The organism is Pseudomonas sp. PSB11 (assembly GCF_014596605.1).
GTDB classification, from domain to species: Bacteria; Pseudomonadota; Gammaproteobacteria; order Pseudomonadales; family Pseudomonadaceae; genus Aquipseudomonas; species Aquipseudomonas umsongensis.
The window spans coordinates 145,298-165,930 of sequence record NZ_NOIO01000012.1 but is presented as its reverse complement, the minus strand read 5'-3'; the positions used below and the strand labels follow the sequence as shown (position 1 = coordinate 165,930).

The window sequence follows — 20,633 nt, the reverse complement described above, 5'->3', positions numbered from 1 at the left end:
GATGGTGCGGGAGGCAATCTTGATCTACAACCAGGAGCGCCCGCACCTGTCTTTAAAATACAAAACGCCCGATGCGGTGCATCGGGCGCTGGGTGAAATAGATGTAAACCTATTTCAGGACTAGACACTGTACCGACGCCTTCGCGGGCAAGCCCGCTCCCACAGGTTCTCTGTTGAGCACAGATTTTGTGTACGACATCAATCACTGTGGGAGCGGGCTTGCCCGCGAAGAGGCCGGGACAGCCGCTAGAGATCGCCAGCCTGCAGAAACAACAAAGCCCGCACGAGGCGGGCTTTGTGTTGTATCGGTCCGAACCTAGAAGCGAAACACTTCCATATCCGTACGGATCGGTGCAGCCATCGGGATCTTCGGCTGTTTTTCCTGCTCCGCCGCCGGCGCTGCGGGCTTGGCTGCCGGTTTGCGAGGTGCTTCGGCAATCGGTGGCTGGTTAGCCAGCGGCTTGAGCGCGACCGACAGCTGTTCAGCGAGCTTCTGCAACAACACACCCTGAGCCTGAACCTGGGACGCGGTGCTGCCTGCGTGCTGTTCCTGCAGGTGAATGATGCGGTTGTCGCGCACCTGACCACGACGGTCGATTAAACGCCATTGCGCATCGAGGATCGCTGGCTGCGACGCTCCCGAATCCAGGCGCGTGATGGTCAGCAGCACCTGGACATCCGGGGTAAACCCTGTTGTCGCCGGCGCCAACACTACGCGCTGGCTGTCCAGGTGACCGGCCACCTGACGCAGCAGCAGTTGATCGATGTCGGAAGACAGGCTGCCAGCCCAGCGGCCATCGGTCGAGGCTTGCAGGCTGCCATCGGGCTGACGCTGCAGCAGGGTTTCGCGCTGCAGGTAGTCCGCCACGGTTACCGGGCCCAACAAAACCGCCATGCCCGCGCTTTTCGCAGGCGGAACCGGACTTCCACTGTCCAGTTGGTACAGCGACACCGGCTGGTGAACGCTGCAACCCGCCAGGCCAAGTACGCCGGCGAGCATCAAAATAAAAGGAAGGCGCAGAGCAGTCATCGTCCCATCCAGGTGATTGCCACAAGGCTAATCACAGTGAAAATACTCAATAAATATGAAGAACGCTCGGCCACGCCGGCGCTTGAAAGGCCATATCATCCGTGAATATGCGTTCCGACTCCAGCGCCAAAGCGCCGATCTACGCGTTAAATCGAAGATCAGGCGCTCTAGGACGCTTAATTGAGGTTTTCGACGAGTAGCGCATCTACCCTCTGGAAGCCACGTGGCAATTTGTTACCACGGCGGCCACGTTCACCTTTGTAGTGTTCAAGGTCGTCCGCTTTCAGTGACAATGTACGTTTACCTGCCTGGAGCACCAACGTAGCGCCATCCGGCACAACGGCGATGTCCGTGACATATTCTTCGCGGCTGGCTACGCGCTCACCGGAAATCCCGATGATCTTGTTGCCTTTGCCCTTACCTAATTGTGGCAGATCGCTGATCTTGAAGATCAGCAAGCGACCTTCGGTGGTCACCGACGCCAGCCAGTTGTGCTCACGATCGGCCACCGGCCGCGGCAGGATCACCTTGGCGTTGTTTGGAAGGCTCAGCAATGCCTTGCCCGCCTTGTTCTTGGCCTGCAGGTCTTCACCTTTTACGACGAAACCGTACCCGGCGTCCGAGGCAATGACGTACAGCGCATCATCTTCGGGCATCAGCACGCATTCAAAGTTCGCCCCTGGCGGCGGCGTCAGACGGCCGGTCAGCGGTTCGCCCTGGCCACGGGCCGATGGCAGCGTGTGTGCGGCCACCGAGTAGCTGCGACCGGTGGAGTCGATAAACACCGCGAACTGGTTGGAACGCCCCGCCGCCAAGGCCTTGAAACCATCCCCAGCCTTGTAGGAAAGCCCGGTAGCGTCGATGTCATGCCCCTTGGCGGAGCGAACCCAGCCTTTTTCCGAGAGCACGACGGTGACTTTTTCGTTCGGCAGCAGATCGTGCTCGGTCAGCGCCTTGGCTTCAGCACGCTCGACGATTGGCGAGCGACGGTCGTCGCCATAGGTCTCGGCGTCCTTGATCAGCTCGGTGCGTACCAGTTTTTTCAACTTGGCTTCGCTACTCAGCAGCGCTTGCAGCTTGGCTTGTTCCTTGAGCAGTTCATCCTGCTCGGCCCGCAACTTCATCTCTTCCAGTCGCGCCAACTGACGCAGGCGGGTGTCGAGGATGTAATCAGCCTGGATTTCGCTCAAGGCGAAACGCTCGATAAGCTTGGCCCGCGGATGCTCCTCGGTGCGGATGATATGGATCACTTCATCCAGGTTGAGGTAGGCGATCAACAAACCGTCCAACAGGTGCAAGCGACGCTCGACCTTGTCCAGGCGGAACTGCAGGCGACGACGCACGGTCTGGACCCGGAACGCCAACCACTCGACCAGCAGCGCCCGCAGGTTTTTCAACTGCGGCTTGCCGTCCAGCCCGATGATGTTGATGTTGACCCGGTAGCTAGACTCCAGCTCGGTGCTGGCGAACAGGTGCTGCATCAAGGCATCGTGGTCGAAATTTTTCCGGGCGCCCGGAATGATCACGATGCGGCACGGGTTCTCGTGGTCCGACTCGTCGCGCAAATCGGCGATTTGCGGGGCTTTCGATGGTTTTGCCTGCATCATCGCCGCGATCTGTTCCAGCACCTTGGCACCCGAAACCTGATGCGGCAGCGCAGTGACGATGATGTCGCCGTCTTCGATGTGATAAACGGCGCGCATACGCACCGAACCACGACCTGTTTCATAGATTTTCAGCAGGTCGGCGCGCGGCGTGATGATTTCTGCTTCAGTCGGATAATCCGGACCCTGGATGTGCTCGCAGAGCTGTTCGACCGTGGCCTTGGGTTCATCAAGCAAACGCACGCAGGCGCTGGCGACTTCGCGCAGGTTGTGCGGCGGCACGTCGGTGGCCATGCCCACGGCAATACCGGTGGTGCCGTTCAGCAGGATGTTCGGCAAACGCGCCGGCAACACCAGTGGCTCGTCGAGTGTGCCGTCAAAGTTCGGCCCCCAGTCCGCGGTGCCCTGGCCCAGCTCGCTGAGCAGCACTTCGGAATAGCGCGACAGCCGCGCTTCGGTGTATCGCATGGCGGCGAAGGACTTGGGATCGTCTGGCGCACCCCAGTTACCCTGGCCATCCACCAGCGTGTAGCGGTAGCTGAATGGCTGGGCCATCAGGACCATGGCTTCGTAGCAGGCCGAGTCGCCATGGGGGTGGAACTTGCCGAGCACGTCACCGACGGTACGCGCCGATTTCTTGTGCTTTGAATCGGCGTCCAGCCCCAGCTCACTCATGGCGTAGACGATACGCCGCTGTACCGGTTTCAGGCCGTCGCCGATATGCGGCAAGGCACGGTCCATGATCACGTACATGGAGTAGTTGAGGTAGGCATTTTCGGTGAAGTCAGCCAGTGATCGGCGTTCTACACCGTCCAGGCTGAGATCAAGGGAGTCGCTCATGCGGGCCTCATCGGTTCGTTGTCTGGCGCAGCAGCATGGTGCCACCGCGCTGGGTAAATTCAAGTTTGTTCAGCGCGCTCATACCGAGCAGCACTTGATCGCCATCCAGGCCTGGCACGACGATGGCGCGCACATCACGCAACACAATGTCGCCCAGTTGCAGCCGGTCGACGCGGGTTCGATAACCCTCGGTGCGACCATTGGCGGTGCTCAGGGTCACCCCGAAGCCTTGTTCCAGTTTCAGCCGCTGCGCCAATTGTGCCGGGATCGCCACGTCGGTCGCCCCGGTATCGAGCATGAAATTCACCGGCTGGCCATTGATATGGCCGCTGGCAACGAAATGTCCCTGGCCGTTGCCGATCAGTTTCACTTCGACGAAACCATCGCCGAGCTCCGAGCTCACTACCACATTCGGGTTTTGCTGACGCTCTTCCCACTGGCCGAAAAACCGCGTCGCCAGGAACAACGCGGCGCACCAGGCCAAGACCATCAACACCCGACCGGCACGTTTGCCCGGCGTTTGCTGGCTCATGGCTTGGCACTCCAGCCACCTTCAGGTGCAGCGAAGCGCCAGACGATCGGACGTACCTCGCCATCGGCGCGGGCACCGTTGTTGTTATCGACACCGATCCAGGCACCCTCGGCGTCCACGATCAACGCTTCGGTCAGTGCAAAGTCCTGGGGATAACGACGATTTTCCTGCAATGCCTCATCGGCAAACGACCAGCAGCGTTCGACCTTGGCCGTCACCGCATCACGACGACAAATCTCGTACGCGTTGCGCTCGAGGGTAAACAGCTTGCCGTCGAACCATGACATATCGGCAAAATCCCGGGGCATGGCTCTGGCGCTGGGAAATTGTGCAGGTTGCATTTCCTTTCCCCCTTCGCTCAGCAGCACACAACCGCCATCGCAGTCCCACACGGTTTGCTTGCGCTTGACCAGTAGCAAACCGCGACTCTCGCGCTCGGCAGCCAACCACAATTGGTCACCTTGCGGATTGATCGCCAGGCCTTCGAACAATGCATTGAAACGCAGCAACAGGCCACTGGCCCGGGCCTCGCGAACCATGATCGGCGAAATCTTCAGCCAGGAGGTCGGTCCGGTTGGCGGAATTTGCAGAACCGCCGCATGGGACTCACTGACCACGTAGCGATTTCCGGTGCTGTCGCAGGTGATCCCTTCGAAGTCCAGGTCACCGCCGCGCACGAACGACGACACCCAGGCCCGCGAACGCAAACCCCAGGGCAAGCCGCTGTCGGGTACGGGCGGGACACCGATGCCCACCGCTTCCGCGTGCCAGGCACCCTCGCCAGTCTCCAGGCGGTAGATCTGATCGTCGTCACGGTCGGAGACTGTCCACAGCTCGTTGCCGCACTGGGCCAGCCCGGACAGGTTGCCACCGCGCATGCCATCCACCACATGTTCGGACAACAGGCGCAACTGCGGTGTCGGCCTGGCAGACACCGTCATCGAGGTCAGCAGCAACGCACACGCCAGGGCAAAGCCCAGCCGCATCAGCCCAGCACCTCCGCCAGGTTGCCCTTGGACTCCAGCCAGCTCTTGCGGTCACCGGCGCGTTTTTTCGCCAGCAGCATGTCCATCATTTCCGAAGTCGCGGCGAAATCTTCACCGAGGGTCAGTTGCACCAGACGCCGGGTATTGGGATCCATGGTGGTTTCGCGCAACTGCGGTGGGTTCATCTCACCCAGGCCTTTGAATCGAGTGACCTGCGGCTTGCCGCGCTTCTTCTCGGCCACCAGGCGATCGAGAATCCCGTCGCGCTCGGCTTCATCCAGGGCGTAGTAGATCTCTTTGCCCAAGTCGATACGGTACAGCGGCGGCATGGCGACGTAGACGTGACCAGCATCCACCAATGGGCGGAAATGCTGGACGAACAATGCGCAGAGCAGCGTTGCAATGTGCAGCCCGTCGGAGTCGGCGTCGGCGAGGATACAGATCTTGCCGTAGCGCAGCTGGCTCATGTCCGCAGCGCCCGGATCGACGCCGATGGCCACGGCAATGTTGTGCACTTCCTGGCTGGCCAGCACTTCGCTGCCGTCGACTTCCCAGGTGTTGAGGATCTTGCCGCGCAGCGGCAGGATCGCCTGGAACTCTTTGTCCCGCGCCTGCTTGGCCGAACCGCCGGCGGAATCACCTTCCACCAGGAACAGCTCGGAGCGCATCGGGTCCTGCCCGGCACAATCGGCGAGCTTGCCCGGCAATGCCGGCCCCTGGGTAATGCGTTTGCGCTCGACCTTCTTGCTCGCCTTCAGGCGACGGCCGGCGTTGTTGATCGCCAGTTCCGCCAGTGCCAGTCCGGTTTCCGGGTTGGCGTTGAGCCACAGGCTGAAGGCGTCCTTGACCACACCCGAGACGAACGCCGCCGCTTCACGGGACGACAGGCGCTCCTTGGTCTGGCCGGAAAATTGCGGCTCCTGCATCTTCATCGACAGCACAAAAGCAATGCGTTCCCAGACGTCTTCCGGCGCCAGCTTCACACCGCGCGGCAACAGGCTGCGGAACTCGCAGAACTCGCGCATGGCATCGAGCAAGCCCTGGCGCAGGCCGTTGACGTGGGTACCGCCCTGGGCGGTCGGGATCAGGTTGACGTAGCTTTCCTGCACCGCGTCGCCACCTTCCGGCAGCCACAGCAGCGCCCAGTCCACGGCTTCCTTGTTACCGGCCAGGCTGCCGCAGAACGGCTCGTCCGGCAGACGCTCAAATTCGCTGACGGCATCGACCAGGTAGGAACGCAGCCCATCTTCGTAATGCCATTCGACTTTCTCGCCGCTGGCCTTGTCTTCAAAACTGACCAGCAACCCCGGGCACAGGACAGCCTTGGCCTTGAGCACGTGCTTGAGGCGGCTGATGGAGAATTTCGGAGAATCGAAGTATTTCGGGTCCGGGGAAAAGAATACGCTGGTCCCGGTGTTGCGCTTGCCGACCGTCCCGAGGATTTCCAGCTCGGTTTTCTTGTAACCGTCGGCGAAGGTCATCTGGTATTCGTTGCCGTCACGTTTTACACGCACCCGGACTTCGGTCGACAAGGCGTTGACCACCGAAATACCCACCCCGTGCAGACCGCCGGAGAACTGGTAGTTCTTGTTGGAGAACTTGCCGCCCGCATGAAGCTTGGTGAGGATCAGTTCGACGCCCGAAACGCCTTCTTCGGGATGGATATCCACTGGCATTCCACGGCCGTCATCGCTGACTTCCAGCGAGTGATCGGCGTGGAGGATGACCTGCACCGATTTGGCATGCCCGGCCAAGGCTTCGTCGACACTGTTGTCGATGACTTCCTGGGCGAGGTGATTCGGCCGACTGGTATCGGTGTACATGCCGGGGCGTTTACGCACCGGGTCGAGGCCCGAGAGGACTTCGATGGCGTCGGCGTTATAAGAGCTAGCGCTGGGAGTGGCCATGGGGTCTCGTCGTCAGTCTTTCATTGAAAATAGAGGCAAGGTTTCACAGCGCGGTGAAATCAATCGCCTGGTACAAATCTACGCCAATGCCGGCAAAACTCAGCATTGCCGGAAGCCGCTCGGCGAAACCCTGGAAACCATGGTCGCCACCCGCCTGGATGCGTAAGGCGCAAGCCCGGTAATACTGTTGGGCAAGGCGATAGTCCAGCGTTTCGTCACCGGTCTGCAACCATACCTGATAGCGCTGTGGGTCTTGGGGTGCCGGCACTTCCAGCTCGGCGAGGGCCGTTACGTGGTCGTGGGTCATTTCCCAAGTCTGTTCGGTATACAGGTTTTTCTGTGTACCCAGGAACCCGTCGAACATCCGATGCGGGCTGACGGCAGGGTTGATCAACAGGGCTTTCAAGCCATGGCGCTCGGCCAGGTGAGTCGCATAGTAGCCGCCGAGTGAGCTTCCGACCAGCAGTGGCCGTCCGAGCGCTTCAATCGCCTGCTCCAGCTGGCCAATGGCCTCGCGGGGATGGTGATGCAGGGCCGGCACACGCAGATGGTCGCTCAAGCCCAGGCGCTCCATCACTTCACTCAATTGAGTGGCCTTTTTCGACGCCGGCGCGCTGTTGAAGCCATGGATATAAAGGATCGAGCCGGACATTTGAACTCCCTGAGCGTCGGGTAAAGAGACGGAGTTTACAGGGTGTCGTAGATGTTGGATGCCCCCTTTAGGAGCGAGCATGCTCGTGATGGTCGCCAACGATAACGCTGGTTACCTGTTTTGCAGTGTCGTCATCGCGTTTTTCGCGAGCGTGCTCGCTCCTACAGTGAAGGTAGGCGTGTCAGTAGCCGCTTGATCCGTAATCCACCTGAAAATTGAACCCGGTCACCCGCTCCACACCGGTTTCAAGCCGACCATCCGGCAACAGCCGCAGCCAGCGATACCCCGGCGCCTGCTCTCCGACCTTGAAATCCTCACTGCCCGGTTCGAACTGAATGCAGGTCGATGGCGAGGCGATCAGACGCACGTTGTTACGCAATTGATCGATTTCCTGATGCACATGCCCCCACAGCACGGCGCGCACCTGTGGAAAACGATCCAGAACCTCAAAAAACGCTTCAGGATTACGCAGCCCGATAGGCTCCATCCACGCACAGCCGATCGATACCGGATGATGGTGTAAGCACACCAGATGGTGCCGCTCCGGTGCTTCGCTCAATGAACGAGCCAGCAGTTGTAACTGTTCGTCCTGTAAATACCCCGGCACCGAGCCGGGGACTGCCGAATCGAGCAGTGTGACCCGCCAGTTGCCGATATCCACCACCGAGTCCAGCAAAGCACTTTGCACCGCGGCCTCGGCCATGATTTGCGGCTCGTCGTGGTTGCCGGGAATCCAACGCGCCGGCGCGTCGAGTTGCCGGGTCAATTCACGAAACTGCTGGTATGACGCAAGAGTACCGTCCTGGGACAGATCGCCCGTGGCCAGGAGCAGGTCGATCTGGGACTGCTGCACTCGCACCAATTCAATGACTTTTTGCAGGCTGTCGCGGGTATTCATGCCCAACAGCGTGCCGTGCGCCTCGCCAAACAGATGACTGTCGGAGAGTTGCACCAGGAATGCCGGATCGGCGCTGGTCAATGAGGATACGCTCGGCAAGGTGTTCTCCCAGGGCGTGAACACGGATTGGGTGAGAGACGTGATTATGCTGGGAGACGATCGAAAGGGGAAACCTGTGAACCTGACGCAGTTCACAACTAACGGACGACTTCGTACTCATGCCCCAGTGCCAGGCAATGGCTAAGCCACTCGCCCAGAAACATGTTCAGCTGGGCCTTTTCGTCGGGCTGGTGCATCGAGGCGTTCGGGTAAGGATAGATGCCGCGAAAGCGCCGTGCATGTTCGGCGCTGACCACTTCGGCCATGCACGCGTCGTGATAGACCTGCACCTCCAGTTGCGGCACCGGCAGCCACGGCAGGCTGTGTTCCTGGCGTACCTGCAGGGTCGTGGTGTAGGGACAAACCTGCAGCACTTCGAGCGCCAGCACGCCCAGCATCTGGTCGCCATGGGTCACGGCAATTCGCCGCGCCGCTGGCTCGCTGCGCATGTCCGGCAACAGTCGCATCAGGCGCGCGTAGTTCGCCTCACAGGACGCCTGCAGCCCCACGAGGTCAACCCGATAGCGATCGCGCAACTTGTTTACGACCATAGCCCCCTCACTTCAACGCGGTTCAGTGCCAGCCATTGCAAGGCAATGATGCTGGGCGCGTTGGCAATACGTCCGTCGCGTACGGCTTGCAGGGCATCTTCAAAGGCCCACACCGTGACGCGGATATCCTCAGCCTCTTCCTCCAGCCCATGCAGGCCGCCTACCCCACTACTATCGCAACGTCCGAGGTACAAATGCACGAATTCGTTGCTGCCGCCCGGCGATGGAAAATATCGGGTCATCGGCCACAGTGCCCCGATCACAAGCCCAGCTTCCTCCTGCGCTTCGCGGTGAGCAACTTCTTCCGGTTGCTCATCCTTGTCGATCAGACCAGCGACCAGTTCGATCAGCCATGGATTGTCAGTCTTGCCCATGGCGCCGACGCGAAACTGCTCGATCAGCACCACTTCGTCGCGCTGCGGGTCATAGGGCAGCATGCACACCGCATCGTGGCGCACGAACAGTTCACGGCTGATTTCGCGACTCATGCCGCCGGCGAACAATTCGTGGCGCAAGTGCACCCGATCGAGCTTGTAGAAACCCTCGAAGCACTTTTCACGCCGAACGATATCCACGGCGGTCGGAATGGCTTTGGCAAAATCAGTCATGACTATCCTCTTACTTCAAACCGATACGAGGCTCATTCCCGGAACCTCGACTTCGCGCCATCCTAACGCGCCCGTGAGGTTTGATGCAGCCCCTTTACCTTCAGCGAGATAGACGGTGAGTGCGAAACCCACTCTAATTAGCTTAGTGGCGAACTGACTGCTCCGTTGATAGTCGAAGCGGGTAACTTTTTGCCTTTCCCTGTTTTATCAAGGACGCCCATGTCACTTTTTAAAATTGCCTCCGTGGCCGCTCTCGCCCTGACCCTTGGCGCTTGCCAAAGCCTGTTCCAGCTCAATTATCGCGCGCCGCTGGAAACCACCCGCGACGCCACCGAGCAGCTCAAGCCAGGCTGTTCGGACCAGGACTGCCCGCTGGTGAACATCGACACCCTGCACTTTCCCGCCGAGCCTGCGCTTGACGGCATCATCGAAAAACGCCTGCTGCAAATGACCCGCACCTCGCCCGACGCCCCGGTGGCGCCGACACTGGCGGCCTATCGCGAACAGTTTTTGCGCACCGCCGGCCCGCGCAACAGCAGCTATTTGCAGGCCAAGGTACGTGAACAGCATGACGGCCTGGTGATCATCGAATTGTCCAGTTACCTGGACACCGGCGGCGCCCATGGCACACCGGGTCGAGGTTTCATCAACTACTCTCGCCAACAGCAGAAAGTGCTGACGCTTACAGACATGCTGGTGCCAGGGCAGGAAGAGGCGTTCTGGAAAGCGGCGCAGGTGGCGCACAACAGCTGGTTGATCAGCACCAAGCTCGATCAGGAACCGGAGTTCGTCAAGAGCTGGCCGTTCCAGAAAACCCAGAACGTGGCGTTGACCTATGGCGGGGTGATCCTCAAGTACGAAACCAGCAGCATCGCGCCTTACGCGCTGGGCCATGTCGAATTGAAGATCCCCTACCCTCGCCTGAACGGCATCATCAAGCCCGAGCTGTTTCCTGGCCGTAACTGAAGGCCCGACCCAGCACCAACTGCAGCAGCCCTGCGAGGATCAACGCCGGCAGGGTTGCGCCAACATCCGGATACAGATTAGCCAGCAGGTGATAGGTGCTGACCCCGCCCAACCAGGCGAGCAGCGCCGGCCAGCGCAATGCAGCTGAGGCAACCTGGCCACTGCGCTTGCGCAGGATGAAGTGATCCACCAGCACCACGCCGAACAGCGGCGCGAACACCGAGCCGATCAACAGCAGGAAGTTCTGGTACTGGGCCAGTGGCGCCAGCAGGGCGATCAGGGTGCAGATCACGCCAATGGCCAAGGCCAGGTGCTCAACTTTCAGGCGCAATAGGATTCCGCTGGAAACGGCTGCCGAGTGAATGTCGGCGAAGGCGTTTTCCGATTCGTCCAGCAGAATCAGCAACAGCGGAATGCCCAGGCCCGCGCCCGCCAATGCCAACAGCAAGGCATTGACTTCACCGCTCGGCGCGAACGCCAGGGTGTAGGCCACGCCCAAACTCATCAGCCAGAAGTTACCGATAAAGAAGCCGATTGCGGTACCACCGAAAACGTTTTTCGCCCGCTTGCCGAAACGCGAATAGTCGGCGATCAGCGGCAGCCACGACAGCGGCATCGCGATGGCAATGTCAAAACCCACGGCAAACGGCATCGAACCGTCGCCGGCCTGGGCCCACAAGGCAGCGAGGTCGGCCTTGGCGAACAGGTTCCAGGTCAGCCACGTGCACGCTGCCAGCAGCAGCCAGATGCCCCATTTGCGCAGGATCTGGCGCACGAAGGTCAAGGGGCCGCTGACGGCCAATAGGGTCGCAAGCGCGCCGAAGAACAGCGTCCACAGCACTGGATTGGACAGCGCGCTGCCGTCGCTGAAGGCCTTTGCGCCCAACAGGCTGGCGGCATCGCGCATGACGATGATCTCGAACGAGCCCCAACCGATCAGCTGCAGCAGGTTCAGTACGGCTGGCAGGCTCGCGCCACGATTGCCCAGGCTGAGCTTGAGTGCGGCCATCGACGACAGTCCGGTATCGCTGCCGATCACGCCGACGGCAGCCAGCAACAGGACGCCGACCAACGTGCCGAGGAAAATCGCCAGCAACGAGCCGGACAGACCCAGGCCTGGCGCGAGCAGCGCACCGGTCTGCAAGACCATCAGGCCGATGCCGAGAGAGAACCACAGGGAAAACAGATCGCGACCGCCGAACACACGCTTGTCGGCTGGCACCGCGATGCCAGGTGAATAAGTACTCGGTTGAATGCTCAAGGGTGTTATCTCAGAGGAATATGTTTTGTCATTGAGAATTTCGCTGTCTAATCTGGCGCTTTCGCGAGCAAGCCCGCTCCCACATTGGTCCTGCGTACACAGGTCGAATGTGGGAGCGGGCTTGCTCGCGAAGGCGGCGCCACAGGCACCGCCAATCCCGGGTCAGATCAAACTTTCTGGTAAAGCTGACTGCCTTCCTGCTTGAAGCGCTCGGCCTGTTCCGCCATGCCTTGGGCAATGTCCACGTCGACCGCTTCGATCCGTTGGTTGGCCGCATACTCGCGGACTTCCTGGGTGATTTTCATCGAGCAGAATTTCGGCCCGCACATGGAGCAGAAGTGCGCGACCTTGGCCGAATCCTTCGGCAACGTCTCATCGTGATACGAACGAGCGGTGTCCGGATCCAGGCCCAGGTTGAACTGGTCTTCCCAACGGAATTCGAAACGCGCCTTGCTCAAGGCATTGTCGCGGATCTGCGCGCCGGGATGTCCTTTGGCCAGATCGGCGGCGTGCGCGGCGATCTTGTAGGTGATAATCCCGGTCTTCACGTCATCCTTGTTCGGCAGCCCCAAGTGCTCTTTCGGCGTCACGTAGCAGAGCATGGCGCAACCGAACCAGCCGATCATGGCCGCACCGATGCCGGAGGTGATGTGGTCGTAGCCCGGCGCAATGTCGGTAGTCAACGGGCCGAGGGTGTAGAACGGGGCCTCGTCGCAGCATTCGAGCTGCTTGTCCATGTTCTCCTTGATCAACTGCATCGGCACGTGGCCCGGGCCTTCGATCATGCACTGCACGTCATGCTTCCAGGCGATCTTGGTCAGCTCGCCGAGGGTTTCCAGTTCGCCGAACTGCGCTTCGTCGTTGGCGTCGGCAATCGAGCCCGGACGCAGGCCATCGCCCAGCGAGAAGCTGACGTCGTAGGCCTTCATGATTTCGCAGATGTCTTCGAAATGGGTATAAAGGAAGTTCTCCTTGTGGTGCGCCAGGCACCACTTGGCCATGATCGAACCACCACGGGAAACGATGCCGGTCACGCGCTTGGCCGTCATTGGCACGTAGCGCAGCAACACGCCGGCGTGGATGGTGAAGTAGTCGACGCCCTGCTCGGCCTGCTCGATCAGCGTGTCGCGGAATAGCTCCCAGGTCAGGTCTTCAGCCACGCCGCCGACTTTTTCCAGGGCCTGGTAGATCGGCACGGTGCCGATCGGTACCGGCGAGTTGCGGATGATCCACTCGCGGGTTTCGTGAATGTGCTTGCCGGTGGACAGGTCCATGACCGTGTCCGAACCCCAGCGAATGCCCCAGGTCAATTTCGCCACTTCTTCTTCGATGGACGAACCCAGCGCACTGTTGCCGATGTTGCCGTTGATCTTCACCAGGAAGTTACGGCCGATAATCATCGGTTCCAGCTCGGTGTGGTTGATGTTGGCCGGAATGATCGCGCGACCGCGGGCAATCTCGTCACGGACAAACTCTGGCGTAATGATTTTCGGCACGCTGGCGCCGAAGCTGTGGCCGGCGTGTTGCTGGTCCAGCAGGCCGGCCGCGCGGGCCACTTCCAGTTTCATGTTCTCGCGGATGGCGACGTATTCCATCTCGGCGGTGATGATGCCTTTGCGCGCGTAATGCATCTGGCTGACGTTGGCGCCCGGCTTGGCGCGACGCGGGTTGTTGACGTGGGCGAAACGCAGCTTGGTCAGTTCCGGATCGGCAAGGCGCTCCTGGCCGAAATTGGAACTCAGGCCGCTCAGGCGCTCGGTGTCACCGCGGGATTCGATCCATGGCGAGCGCACATCGGCCAGGCCTTTGCGCACATCGATGATGACATTGGGATCGGTGTAAGGACCCGAGGTGTCGTACACCACCACCGGCGCGTTGACCTCGCCTCCGAAGTCGGTCGGCGTCACGTCCAGGCTGATTTCGCGCATCGGCACGAGGATATCCGGGCGAGTGCCCTGGACATAGATTTTTTGCGAACGGGTAAACGGCTGAACCGATTGTTGATCGACCTTGGCCGAGTCACTCAGGTTGGTGGCGATTTTTGCTTTTGTAGTCATCACGGGCTCTCCAGACAGCATCCAGGCAGTGGAATTTTGTCGGAGCGAACCTGTAAACGAATGGACGCACGTGCGCTGGGAAAACCAGCTGTGCTGTGCTCAGTGCTCGAGGGGTATTCGATTGTCGAACAACATCCCGGACGAAGCACAAGAGGACTCGCCGGGTGACGAGAAATCTTGTTCCCTACGCAGGCGCTAACCTGATCAGGTTCAACGGGATCCGAAATTATTCGATCTCAGCCTCATAGCAAGGCACCCCGACAAGAACCCGGCCAGTCTAGACATAACTGCCCAAGAACGCCAACACCGCTGCAAACACCGTGATGAATGGCGCAATTACAGGATTGTTGCCGGACGAACGCGCAACTACACTCGCTACGGCCACGCTGCGCATTGACGCTGCAGGTGCCGCGCCGTAGCCTTGGCGCTCAAATTATCAGCATAATCTTTTAGGGATCGCCTCATGCTGCGCAAACTCTCACTGGCCCTTGCCGTGTCTTGTGCGTCCAATGGAATGGCCTGGGCAGCAGAAGCGCCCTTATCGACCAAGACCGATCTGGTCAGCGTCTATCAGGAAGCGGTCAACAACAACGCCGACCTCGCCGCCGCCATCGCCCAATATGGCGCGCAGAAGGAAGTCGTGCCCCAGGCCCGCGCCGGCTTGCTGCCCAACCTGTCGGGCGGCGCCAATGTCGCCAGCGTACGCACGGCCATCGACCAGCCTTCGGCCACGACCAACCGCAATGCGCATTCGTACCAGGCAACCCTGGCGCAGCCGCTTTTCCGCGCCGATCGCTGGTTCCAGTTCCAGGCCGCCAAGGACGTCAATGAACAGGCTGCGCTGCAACTCTCGGCGACCCAGCAGAACCTGATCCTGCAGACCGCCGACAGCTACTTCAACGTGTTGCGCAGCCAGGACAACCTGGCCTCGACCAAGGCCGAGGAAGCCGCGTTCAAGCGTCAACTCGATCAGTCCAACGAACGCTTCGATGTCGGGCTCTCGGACAAGACCGACGTGCTCAACTCACAAGCCAGTTACGACACCGCGCGCGCCAACCGCATCGTTGCCCAGCGCCAGGTGGATGATGCCTTCGAAGCCCTGGTGACACTGACCAACCGCCAGTACAACTCGATCCAGGGCATCAGCCACAACTTGCCGATCCTGCCGCCGGCACCGAACGACGCCAAGGCCTGGGTTGAAACCGCGGCCAAGCAGAACCTCAACCTGCTGGCCAGTAACTACGCCGTCAGCGCCGCCGAGCAAACCCTCAAGCAGCGCAAGGCCGGCCATGCGCCGACCCTCGACGCGGTGGCGCAGTACGAAAAAGGCGACAACGATGCGTTGGGTTTCAGCAACCCGAACGGCTTTCCCCAGGCTTATGGCGGTAACGTCGAGCAAACCACCGTGGGCCTGCAATTGAACATCCCGATCTACAGCGGCGGCCTGATCAACTCCCAGGTGCGCCAGTCTTATGCGCAACTGGACCAGACCGAACAGCAACGCGAATCCCTGCGCCGGCAAATCGTCGAAAACACCCGCGACCTGCACCGTGCGGTGAATACTGACGTCGAGCAGGTGCAGGCGCGCAAGCAGTCGATCATCTCCAACCAGAGTGCTGTGGAAGCGACGGAAATCGGTTATCAGGTCGGTACGCGCAACATCGTCGACGTGCTGGATGCGCAGCGTTCGCTCTACACCTCGGTACGCGACTACAACAACACCCGCTACGACTACATCCTCGACAACCTGCGCTTGAAGCAGCAGGCCGGTACATTGAACCCGGGAGATCTCCAGGATCTGGCACGTTGGCTCAACCCCAACTACAACCCGGACAAGGACTTCCTGCCGCCGGACCTGGCGAAGGCTGCGGCGGAACAGCTCAAGGCCCGCCCCTAAAAAACTGTAGGAGCCGGCTTGCTGGCGAGGGCGATTTCAACAACGCCATCGCCAGCAAGCCGGCTCCTGCAGGTTAGCGGTCAATTAAACGGCCTAGTCCATCCAGCAACCGCTGCAACGCACCCTGATTGGTGCGCATCACCTTCAATCCCGCCTCGGCCATCCGCTGCGCATCCCGCGGAAATTCGAACAGCCGCTGCACCGCCACCGCCAGCCCTTGTGCATCCTCAACCTCCTGCAATGCGCCGGCACTGCGTAACTGCGCGGCAATTTCAAGGAAGTTGAACAGGTGCGGGCCACTGAGCACCGGCTTGGCCAAAGCCGCCGGCTCAAGCAGGTTATGCCCGCCATTAGGCACCAGGCTGCCGCCAACGAATGCGCTGTCGGCCAGGGCGTAGAGAAACAACAGTTCGCCCATGGTGTCACCCAATAGCACCGATGTGGCGGCGGTGACCGCCTCTGCACTGGAGCGCCGCACCGTGGCAAAACCCTGCTGGCGGCACAGTTCGAATACCGCGTTGAAACGCTCGGGATGGCGCGGCACCAGAATCAGCAAGGCGTCGGGATGGCTCGCCAGCAACTGGCGATGGGCCGCCAGTACCACCTCGTCTTCGCCATCATGGGTACTGGCGGCGATCCATACCGGGCGTTCCAGTGCCTGCCATTGCCCGCGCAACTCGGCGGCACGTTGCAACAGTTGCGGATCGATGGTCAGGTCGAACTTGATCGAGCCGGTGACTTCAACGGTTTCCGCCCGCGCACCCAACTCACGAAAACGCTGGGCCTCGGCCTCGGTCTGCACCGCGAACAGGCTCATCTCGCTCAACATCGGCCCGGTCAGCTTACCGAAGCGGCCATAGCCCCTGGCCGAACGTTCAGACAGTCGAGCATTGGCCAGGGCCACGGGAATCCCCCGCCTGGCGCATTGATGGATATGGTTGGGCCAGAGCTCGGTTTCCATGATCACTGCCAGCTTCGGCCGGACCCGATCAAGAAAACGCTTGGCGGCGCACGGCAAGTCGTACGGCAAATAGCAGTGCTGGATGCGCGGTTCGTTGGCGAACAACGCCTGGATGCGCTCCGAGCCGGTCGGCGTCATGCAGGTCACGGTGATCGGCAGTTGTGGGTAACGCTGCAGCAAGGCCCGAATCATCGGTGCGGCGGCAATGCTTTCGCCTACAGACACCGCATGTACCCAGATCCCACCGGGCTTCATCGTCGGCATCCCGTAGGAGAAACGCTCGCCGATGCGCTTGGCATAGGCCGGTGCCTTGCGCGAGCGCAGCCACAGACGAATCGCCACCAATGGCAGCCCCAGGTAAAACAGCGCGGTGTAGAGAGTTCTATTCATGGCGGCGGAGTTTATCGGTTTTTTCACCGATCGCCTGCAAATGCACGGCAAAACGCTCCGCCAGCCATCGAGCGGCCGGCCCGAGTGGCTCATCGCGGCGCCACACCAACTCAACCACCAAGGCCGGCGGGGTCCATTCGCTGGCCAATTCGACGATCAAGCCCTGGTATGCCGAGTACTGCACCACGTGCCGCGGCAGCCAGGCCCAGCCGAGGCCGCGTACCAGCCATTCGGCCATCACGTAAAAACTGTCGGCCCGCCAGACCTGCGGGCTGGCCGGTTCGCTGCCGGGGTAAATGCTGGACTGCGTGGACATCAGCAACTGGCGATGCTGCGCCAGTTCCTGGCAATTCACTTCAGCCTTCGCCGCCAACGGATGCCCGACGCCACACACCGTGACCATCTCAACGCTGCCCAATACCCGCCGTTCCAGGGCTTCAGGAATTTGATCGTGATAAAACAACAGCCCCAGGTCGGCCCGCCGCTCCACCAGTTTGCGCGCCACATCGCCTTGGGCGGCGCTGGTCAGTTGCACTTCAAGGCTGGGAAATTTTTCCGCCAGGGCTTCAAAGCTTTCGATAACCGGCTGGTACGGCATGGCCTCGTCCTGCGCCAGACGCAAGCGAGCTTCCTGGCCGCGCATCATCGCCAGCGCCCGGCCATTGAGACGCTCGCATTGGCGCAGCACTTCTCGCGCTTCTTCCAGCAAAGCGTTGCCGGCCTCGGTGAGTTTCGGCTGGCGACCGCTACTGCGATCGAACAGGCTCACACCCAGGTCTTCCTCCAGCAGTGCTATCGAGCTGCTAACCGCCGACTGGGCTTTGCGCTGGTCCCGTGCCACGGCAGAAAACGAACGCTGCTCCGCCACACCGACGAATAAACGCAGTTGTTCAAGATTCCATTGCATCGACAAACCCATCTTCATAACAGATAGGTAATGACTTTACCGCATCTGGAGAATCTCTAGAATGCCGAACTCAACAGGCAACACTTCATACGAGGATTGAACCATGACCGCTTACTACTACCTGGCCATTGCCATCTGCGCCGAAGTGATTGCCACTGTTTCGATGAAAGCGGTCAAGGGCTTCAGTACGCCGTTGCCGCTGCTGCTGGTCATCGTCGGCTACGGTATCGCTTTCTGGATGCTCACCCTGGTGGTGCGCAGCGTGCCGGTAGGCGTCGCTTACGCGGTATGGGCCGGCATGGGCATCGTGATGGTCAGCGTCGCGGCGTTGTTCATCTACGGGCAGAAGCTGGATGTGCCGGCGATGCTGGGGATGGCGATGATTGTGCTGGGGGTTGTGGTGATTCAGCTGTTCTCCAAGACTGCAGGGCATTGAGGAAAAAGATCGTCTGAGCTCTGTATACTGCGACCTCGTCTTGAACACTGAGGTCGCTGCATGCCATCCGTTATTTCCACCGACGTTCTCATTGTCGGCGCTGGTGTTGCCGGCCTCTGGCTGAATGCGCGCCTGCGTCGCCAGGGTTTCTCGACCGTGCTGGTGGAAAGCGCCAGCCTCGGCGGCGGGCAAAGTGTGAAGTCCCAGGGGATCATCCATGGCGGCGCCAAGTACGCTCTGCATGGCGCCCTGACCGGCGCCTCGGAAGCCATCGCCGACATGCCGCGTCGCTGGCGTGAAGCCCTGGCCGGGAATGGCGAACTGGATCTTTCGGGCGTGCGCCTGCTGTCCGAGGCGCATTACCTCTGGTCCCCGGGAACCATCGCCGGCAACCTCACCAGCTTCTTCGCCAGCAAAGCCGTGCGCGGTCGTGTCGATCAGGTCAAGGGCGATCAACTGCCGCTGGCCCTCCAGGACAAACGCTTCAAGGGCAAGGTCTATCGCCTGGCGGAACTGGTGATCGACGTACCAAGCCTGATCCAGCGCCTGGCCGTCCTCGCGGGCGATGGCCTGCTCGCCGGCCAGAAGATCGAGCCGCTGCTGGAGGGTGGCGTGCTGATTGGCCTGAAGGTGGACGAGCGCGAAATCCGCGCCCAACGCATCGTCTTGAGCGCCGGAGGCGGAACGGCGGCGTTGCTCGAAGCGTTGGGGCTGACCCAGCCCGCCATGCAACGCCGCCCGCTGCACATGATCATCGCCAAAGGCCCAAGCCTCAAACCGCTGTACGCCCATTGCCTGGGCGGTGGAACCAAACCACGCATCACCGTGACCACGCACCCGGCGGCCGATGGCCAGTGGGTCTGGTACCTGGGCGGCGATATCGCTGAAACCGAAGGCGTGAATCGTGAGCCGGCCGAACAAATCGCCACCGCGCAGAAAGAACTTGGCCAGTTATTGCCATGGATCGACCTCAGCACAGCGCGATGGGCAACGTTGCGTGTAGACCGTGCGGAACCACTGCAATCGGGGCTGACACGTCCCGACAACGCCTTCGTGGCCGAGGAAGGTCGCCTGCTGGTGGGCTGGCCAACCAAACTGGCCCTGGCGCCGGACTTCGCCGACCGCGTCATCGCCAGCCTTGACCGCGATGGCATTCAACCGGGTCCGGTCACCGCTTTGCCGCCACTGCCAAAACCGCCGATGGCCATCCCGGCCTGGGAGCAATTGCTGCCATGAGCCAACCGACTCTGCACGACTTGCATCGTCCCCTGGGCAGCACCGGCCTGCTGGTATCGCCCCTGGGCCTGGGCACGGTAAAACTCGGCCGCGACCAAGGCGTGAAGTACCCCAATGGCTTCCAGATTCCCGACGACGATGAAGCGCGGATGTTGCTCAAGCTCACGCGCGACCTGGGTATCAACCTGATCGACACCGCGCCGGCCTATGGCCGCAGCGAAGAGCGCCTTGGCCCGTTGTTGCGTGGTCAGCGTCAGGATTGGGTGATCGTCAGCAAGGTCGGCGAAGAATTTGCCGACGGTCAGTCCCGCCACGATTTCAGCGCCGCGCACACCCGTCTCTCTGTCGAACGCAGCCTGCAACGCCTTGAGACTGACTTCATCGACCTGGTGCTGGTGCACTCCGACGGCAACGACCTGGCGATCCTCAATGAAAGCGAAGTCTATGCCACGCTCGCCGCGCTCAAGGCCGAAGGCAAGATCCGTGGCTTTGGCTTTTCCGGCAAGACAGTCGAAGGCGGCTTGAAGGCGCTGGAGCAAGGTGATTGCGCAATGGTCACCTACAATCTGAACGAGCAAAGCGAAAAAGCGGTCATTGACTATGCTGCTGGTCATGGCAAAGCCATTCTGGTCAAAAAAGCCCTCGCCAGCGGTCATGTGTGCCTGAGTCCAGGGGTGGACCCGGTGCGCGCCAGTTTCCAATTGTTGTTCGAACATCCCGGTGTGGCCAGCGCTATTGTCGGAACGATCAATCCGCTGCACCTCGCCCATAACGTGGCGACCGTTGCACAGGTCCTACGTAGCAACTGATGCCGC

General features: G+C 60.8%; 18 protein-coding genes and 1 riboswitch. Of the genes, 5 read left to right on the top strand and 13 right to left on the bottom strand.

Translation table 11 applies throughout. The features are described from left to right. Nucleotides 1-316: 316 nt before the first annotated feature. The 9 genes from CGA21_RS16220 to CGA21_RS16180 all read right to left on the bottom strand — a co-directional run bounded on the left by CGA21_RS16220 (nt 317) and on the right by CGA21_RS16180 (nt 9,707). Nucleotides 317-1,030 carry a membrane integrity-associated transporter subunit PqiC gene (locus tag CGA21_RS16220; protein WP_188264595.1) on the bottom strand — a complete coding sequence of 238 codons (714 nt, stop codon included), beginning with the start codon at nt 1,028-1,030 and terminating at the stop codon, nt 317-319. Nucleotides 1,031-1,206: 176 nt separating this feature from the next. Then, complete coding sequence (parC, locus tag CGA21_RS16215) at nt 1,207-3,474, bottom strand: DNA topoisomerase IV subunit A (protein ID WP_110754022.1); 2,268 nt, start codon at nt 3,472-3,474, stop codon at nt 1,207-1,209. A 7-nt stretch (nt 3,475-3,481) separates the two neighbouring features. Further along, a complete protein-coding gene (locus CGA21_RS16210) occupies nt 3,482-4,006 on the bottom strand; it encodes a TIGR02281 family clan AA aspartic protease (protein WP_020798564.1) in 525 nt (174 codons plus the stop codon). Beyond that, on the bottom strand, nt 4,003-4,992 hold the full coding sequence (locus CGA21_RS16205) for an esterase-like activity of phytase family protein (RefSeq protein ID WP_188264594.1): 990 nt from the start codon (nt 4,990-4,992) through the stop codon (nt 4,003-4,005). Before CGA21_RS16205 ends, CGA21_RS16210 begins: the two co-directional genes overlap by 4 nt. Further along, a complete protein-coding gene (parE, locus tag CGA21_RS16200; protein WP_110754026.1) occupies nt 4,992-6,899 on the bottom strand; it encodes a DNA topoisomerase IV subunit B in 1,908 nt (635 codons plus the stop codon). Before parE ends, CGA21_RS16205 begins: the two co-directional genes overlap by 1 nt. A gap of 43 nt (nt 6,900-6,942) precedes the next feature. Continuing rightward, nucleotides 6,943-7,551, bottom strand: coding sequence for a YqiA/YcfP family alpha/beta fold hydrolase (locus CGA21_RS16195; RefSeq protein WP_188264593.1), 609 nt, complete (start codon nt 7,549-7,551; stop codon nt 6,943-6,945). Nucleotides 7,552-7,732: 181 nt separating this feature from the next. Further along, nucleotides 7,733-8,548 (bottom strand): 3',5'-cyclic-AMP phosphodiesterase, encoded by an 816-nt coding sequence (cpdA, locus tag CGA21_RS16190; RefSeq protein WP_110754030.1) that lies wholly within the window; start codon nt 8,546-8,548, stop codon nt 7,733-7,735. Nucleotides 8,549-8,646: 98 nt separating this feature from the next. Beyond that, nucleotides 8,647-9,099 (bottom strand): DUF1249 domain-containing protein, encoded by a 453-nt coding sequence (locus CGA21_RS16185; protein WP_008063540.1) that lies wholly within the window; start codon nt 9,097-9,099, stop codon nt 8,647-8,649. After that, entirely contained in the window at nt 9,090-9,707 is a 618-nt protein-coding gene (locus tag CGA21_RS16180; protein WP_110754032.1) for an NUDIX domain-containing protein, read from the bottom strand. The genes CGA21_RS16185 and CGA21_RS16180 overlap by 10 nt, the downstream gene beginning before the upstream one ends. Nucleotides 9,708-9,926: 219 nt before the next feature. On the opposite strand from CGA21_RS16180, the gene CGA21_RS16175 reads away from it, so the two are divergent. Next, nucleotides 9,927-10,673, top strand: a complete 747-nt coding sequence (locus CGA21_RS16175) for an RsiV family protein (protein WP_188264592.1) — start codon at nt 9,927-9,929, stop codon at nt 10,671-10,673. Here CGA21_RS16175 and cytX read toward each other — a convergent pair. Then, the gene (gene cytX, locus CGA21_RS16170) at nt 10,642-11,934 is read right to left on the bottom strand and encodes a putative hydroxymethylpyrimidine transporter CytX (RefSeq protein WP_110754037.1); all 1,293 of its coding nucleotides are present in this window, start codon (nt 11,932-11,934) and stop codon (nt 10,642-10,644) included. The two genes, CGA21_RS16175 and cytX, sit on opposite strands and share 32 nt — an antisense overlap. Before the next feature lie 167 nt (nt 11,935-12,101). Beyond that, nucleotides 12,102-13,991: a phosphomethylpyrimidine synthase ThiC gene (thiC, locus tag CGA21_RS16165; RefSeq protein WP_110754039.1), complete on the bottom strand. Its 1,890-nt coding sequence runs from the start codon at nt 13,989-13,991 to the stop codon at nt 12,102-12,104. A gap of 164 nt (nt 13,992-14,155) precedes the next feature. Further along, nucleotides 14,156-14,261, bottom strand: a riboswitch (TPP riboswitch). 193 nt (nt 14,262-14,454) lie between these two features. Between thiC and CGA21_RS16160 the strand changes: the two genes are divergently transcribed. Continuing rightward, entirely contained in the window at nt 14,455-15,888 is a 1,434-nt protein-coding gene (locus tag CGA21_RS16160) for a TolC family outer membrane protein (RefSeq protein WP_179056868.1), read from the top strand. A 73-nt stretch (nt 15,889-15,961) separates the two neighbouring features. Here CGA21_RS16160 and waaA read toward each other — a convergent pair whose 3' ends face one another. Together waaA and CGA21_RS16150 are read right to left on the bottom strand one after the other, a co-directional pair. Beyond that, the gene (gene waaA, locus CGA21_RS16155) at nt 15,962-17,239 is read right to left on the bottom strand and encodes a lipid IV(A) 3-deoxy-D-manno-octulosonic acid transferase (RefSeq protein WP_188264591.1); all 1,278 of its coding nucleotides are present in this window, start codon (nt 17,237-17,239) and stop codon (nt 15,962-15,964) included. Beyond that, complete coding sequence (locus CGA21_RS16150; RefSeq protein WP_110754099.1) at nt 17,232-18,146, bottom strand: LysR family transcriptional regulator; 915 nt, start codon at nt 18,144-18,146, stop codon at nt 17,232-17,234. Before CGA21_RS16150 ends, waaA begins: the two co-directional genes overlap by 8 nt. A gap of 103 nt (nt 18,147-18,249) precedes the next feature. Between CGA21_RS16150 and CGA21_RS16145 the strand changes: the two genes are divergently transcribed. Genes CGA21_RS16145 through CGA21_RS16135 form a run of 3 tightly spaced genes read left to right on the top strand, consistent with a single transcriptional unit; the run spans nt 18,250 to nt 20,627 of the window. Next, nucleotides 18,250-18,582 (top strand): DMT family transporter, encoded by a 333-nt coding sequence (locus CGA21_RS16145; RefSeq protein ID WP_008055699.1) that lies wholly within the window; start codon nt 18,250-18,252, stop codon nt 18,580-18,582. A 60-nt stretch (nt 18,583-18,642) separates the two neighbouring features. Next, nucleotides 18,643-19,818 (top strand): NAD(P)/FAD-dependent oxidoreductase, encoded by a 1,176-nt coding sequence (locus CGA21_RS16140; RefSeq protein ID WP_188264590.1) that lies wholly within the window; start codon nt 18,643-18,645, stop codon nt 19,816-19,818. After that, nucleotides 19,815-20,627, top strand: a complete 813-nt coding sequence (locus CGA21_RS16135) for an aldo/keto reductase (protein WP_188264589.1) — start codon at nt 19,815-19,817, stop codon at nt 20,625-20,627. Before CGA21_RS16140 ends, CGA21_RS16135 begins: the two co-directional genes overlap by 4 nt. Nucleotides 20,628-20,633 lie beyond the last annotated feature (6 nt).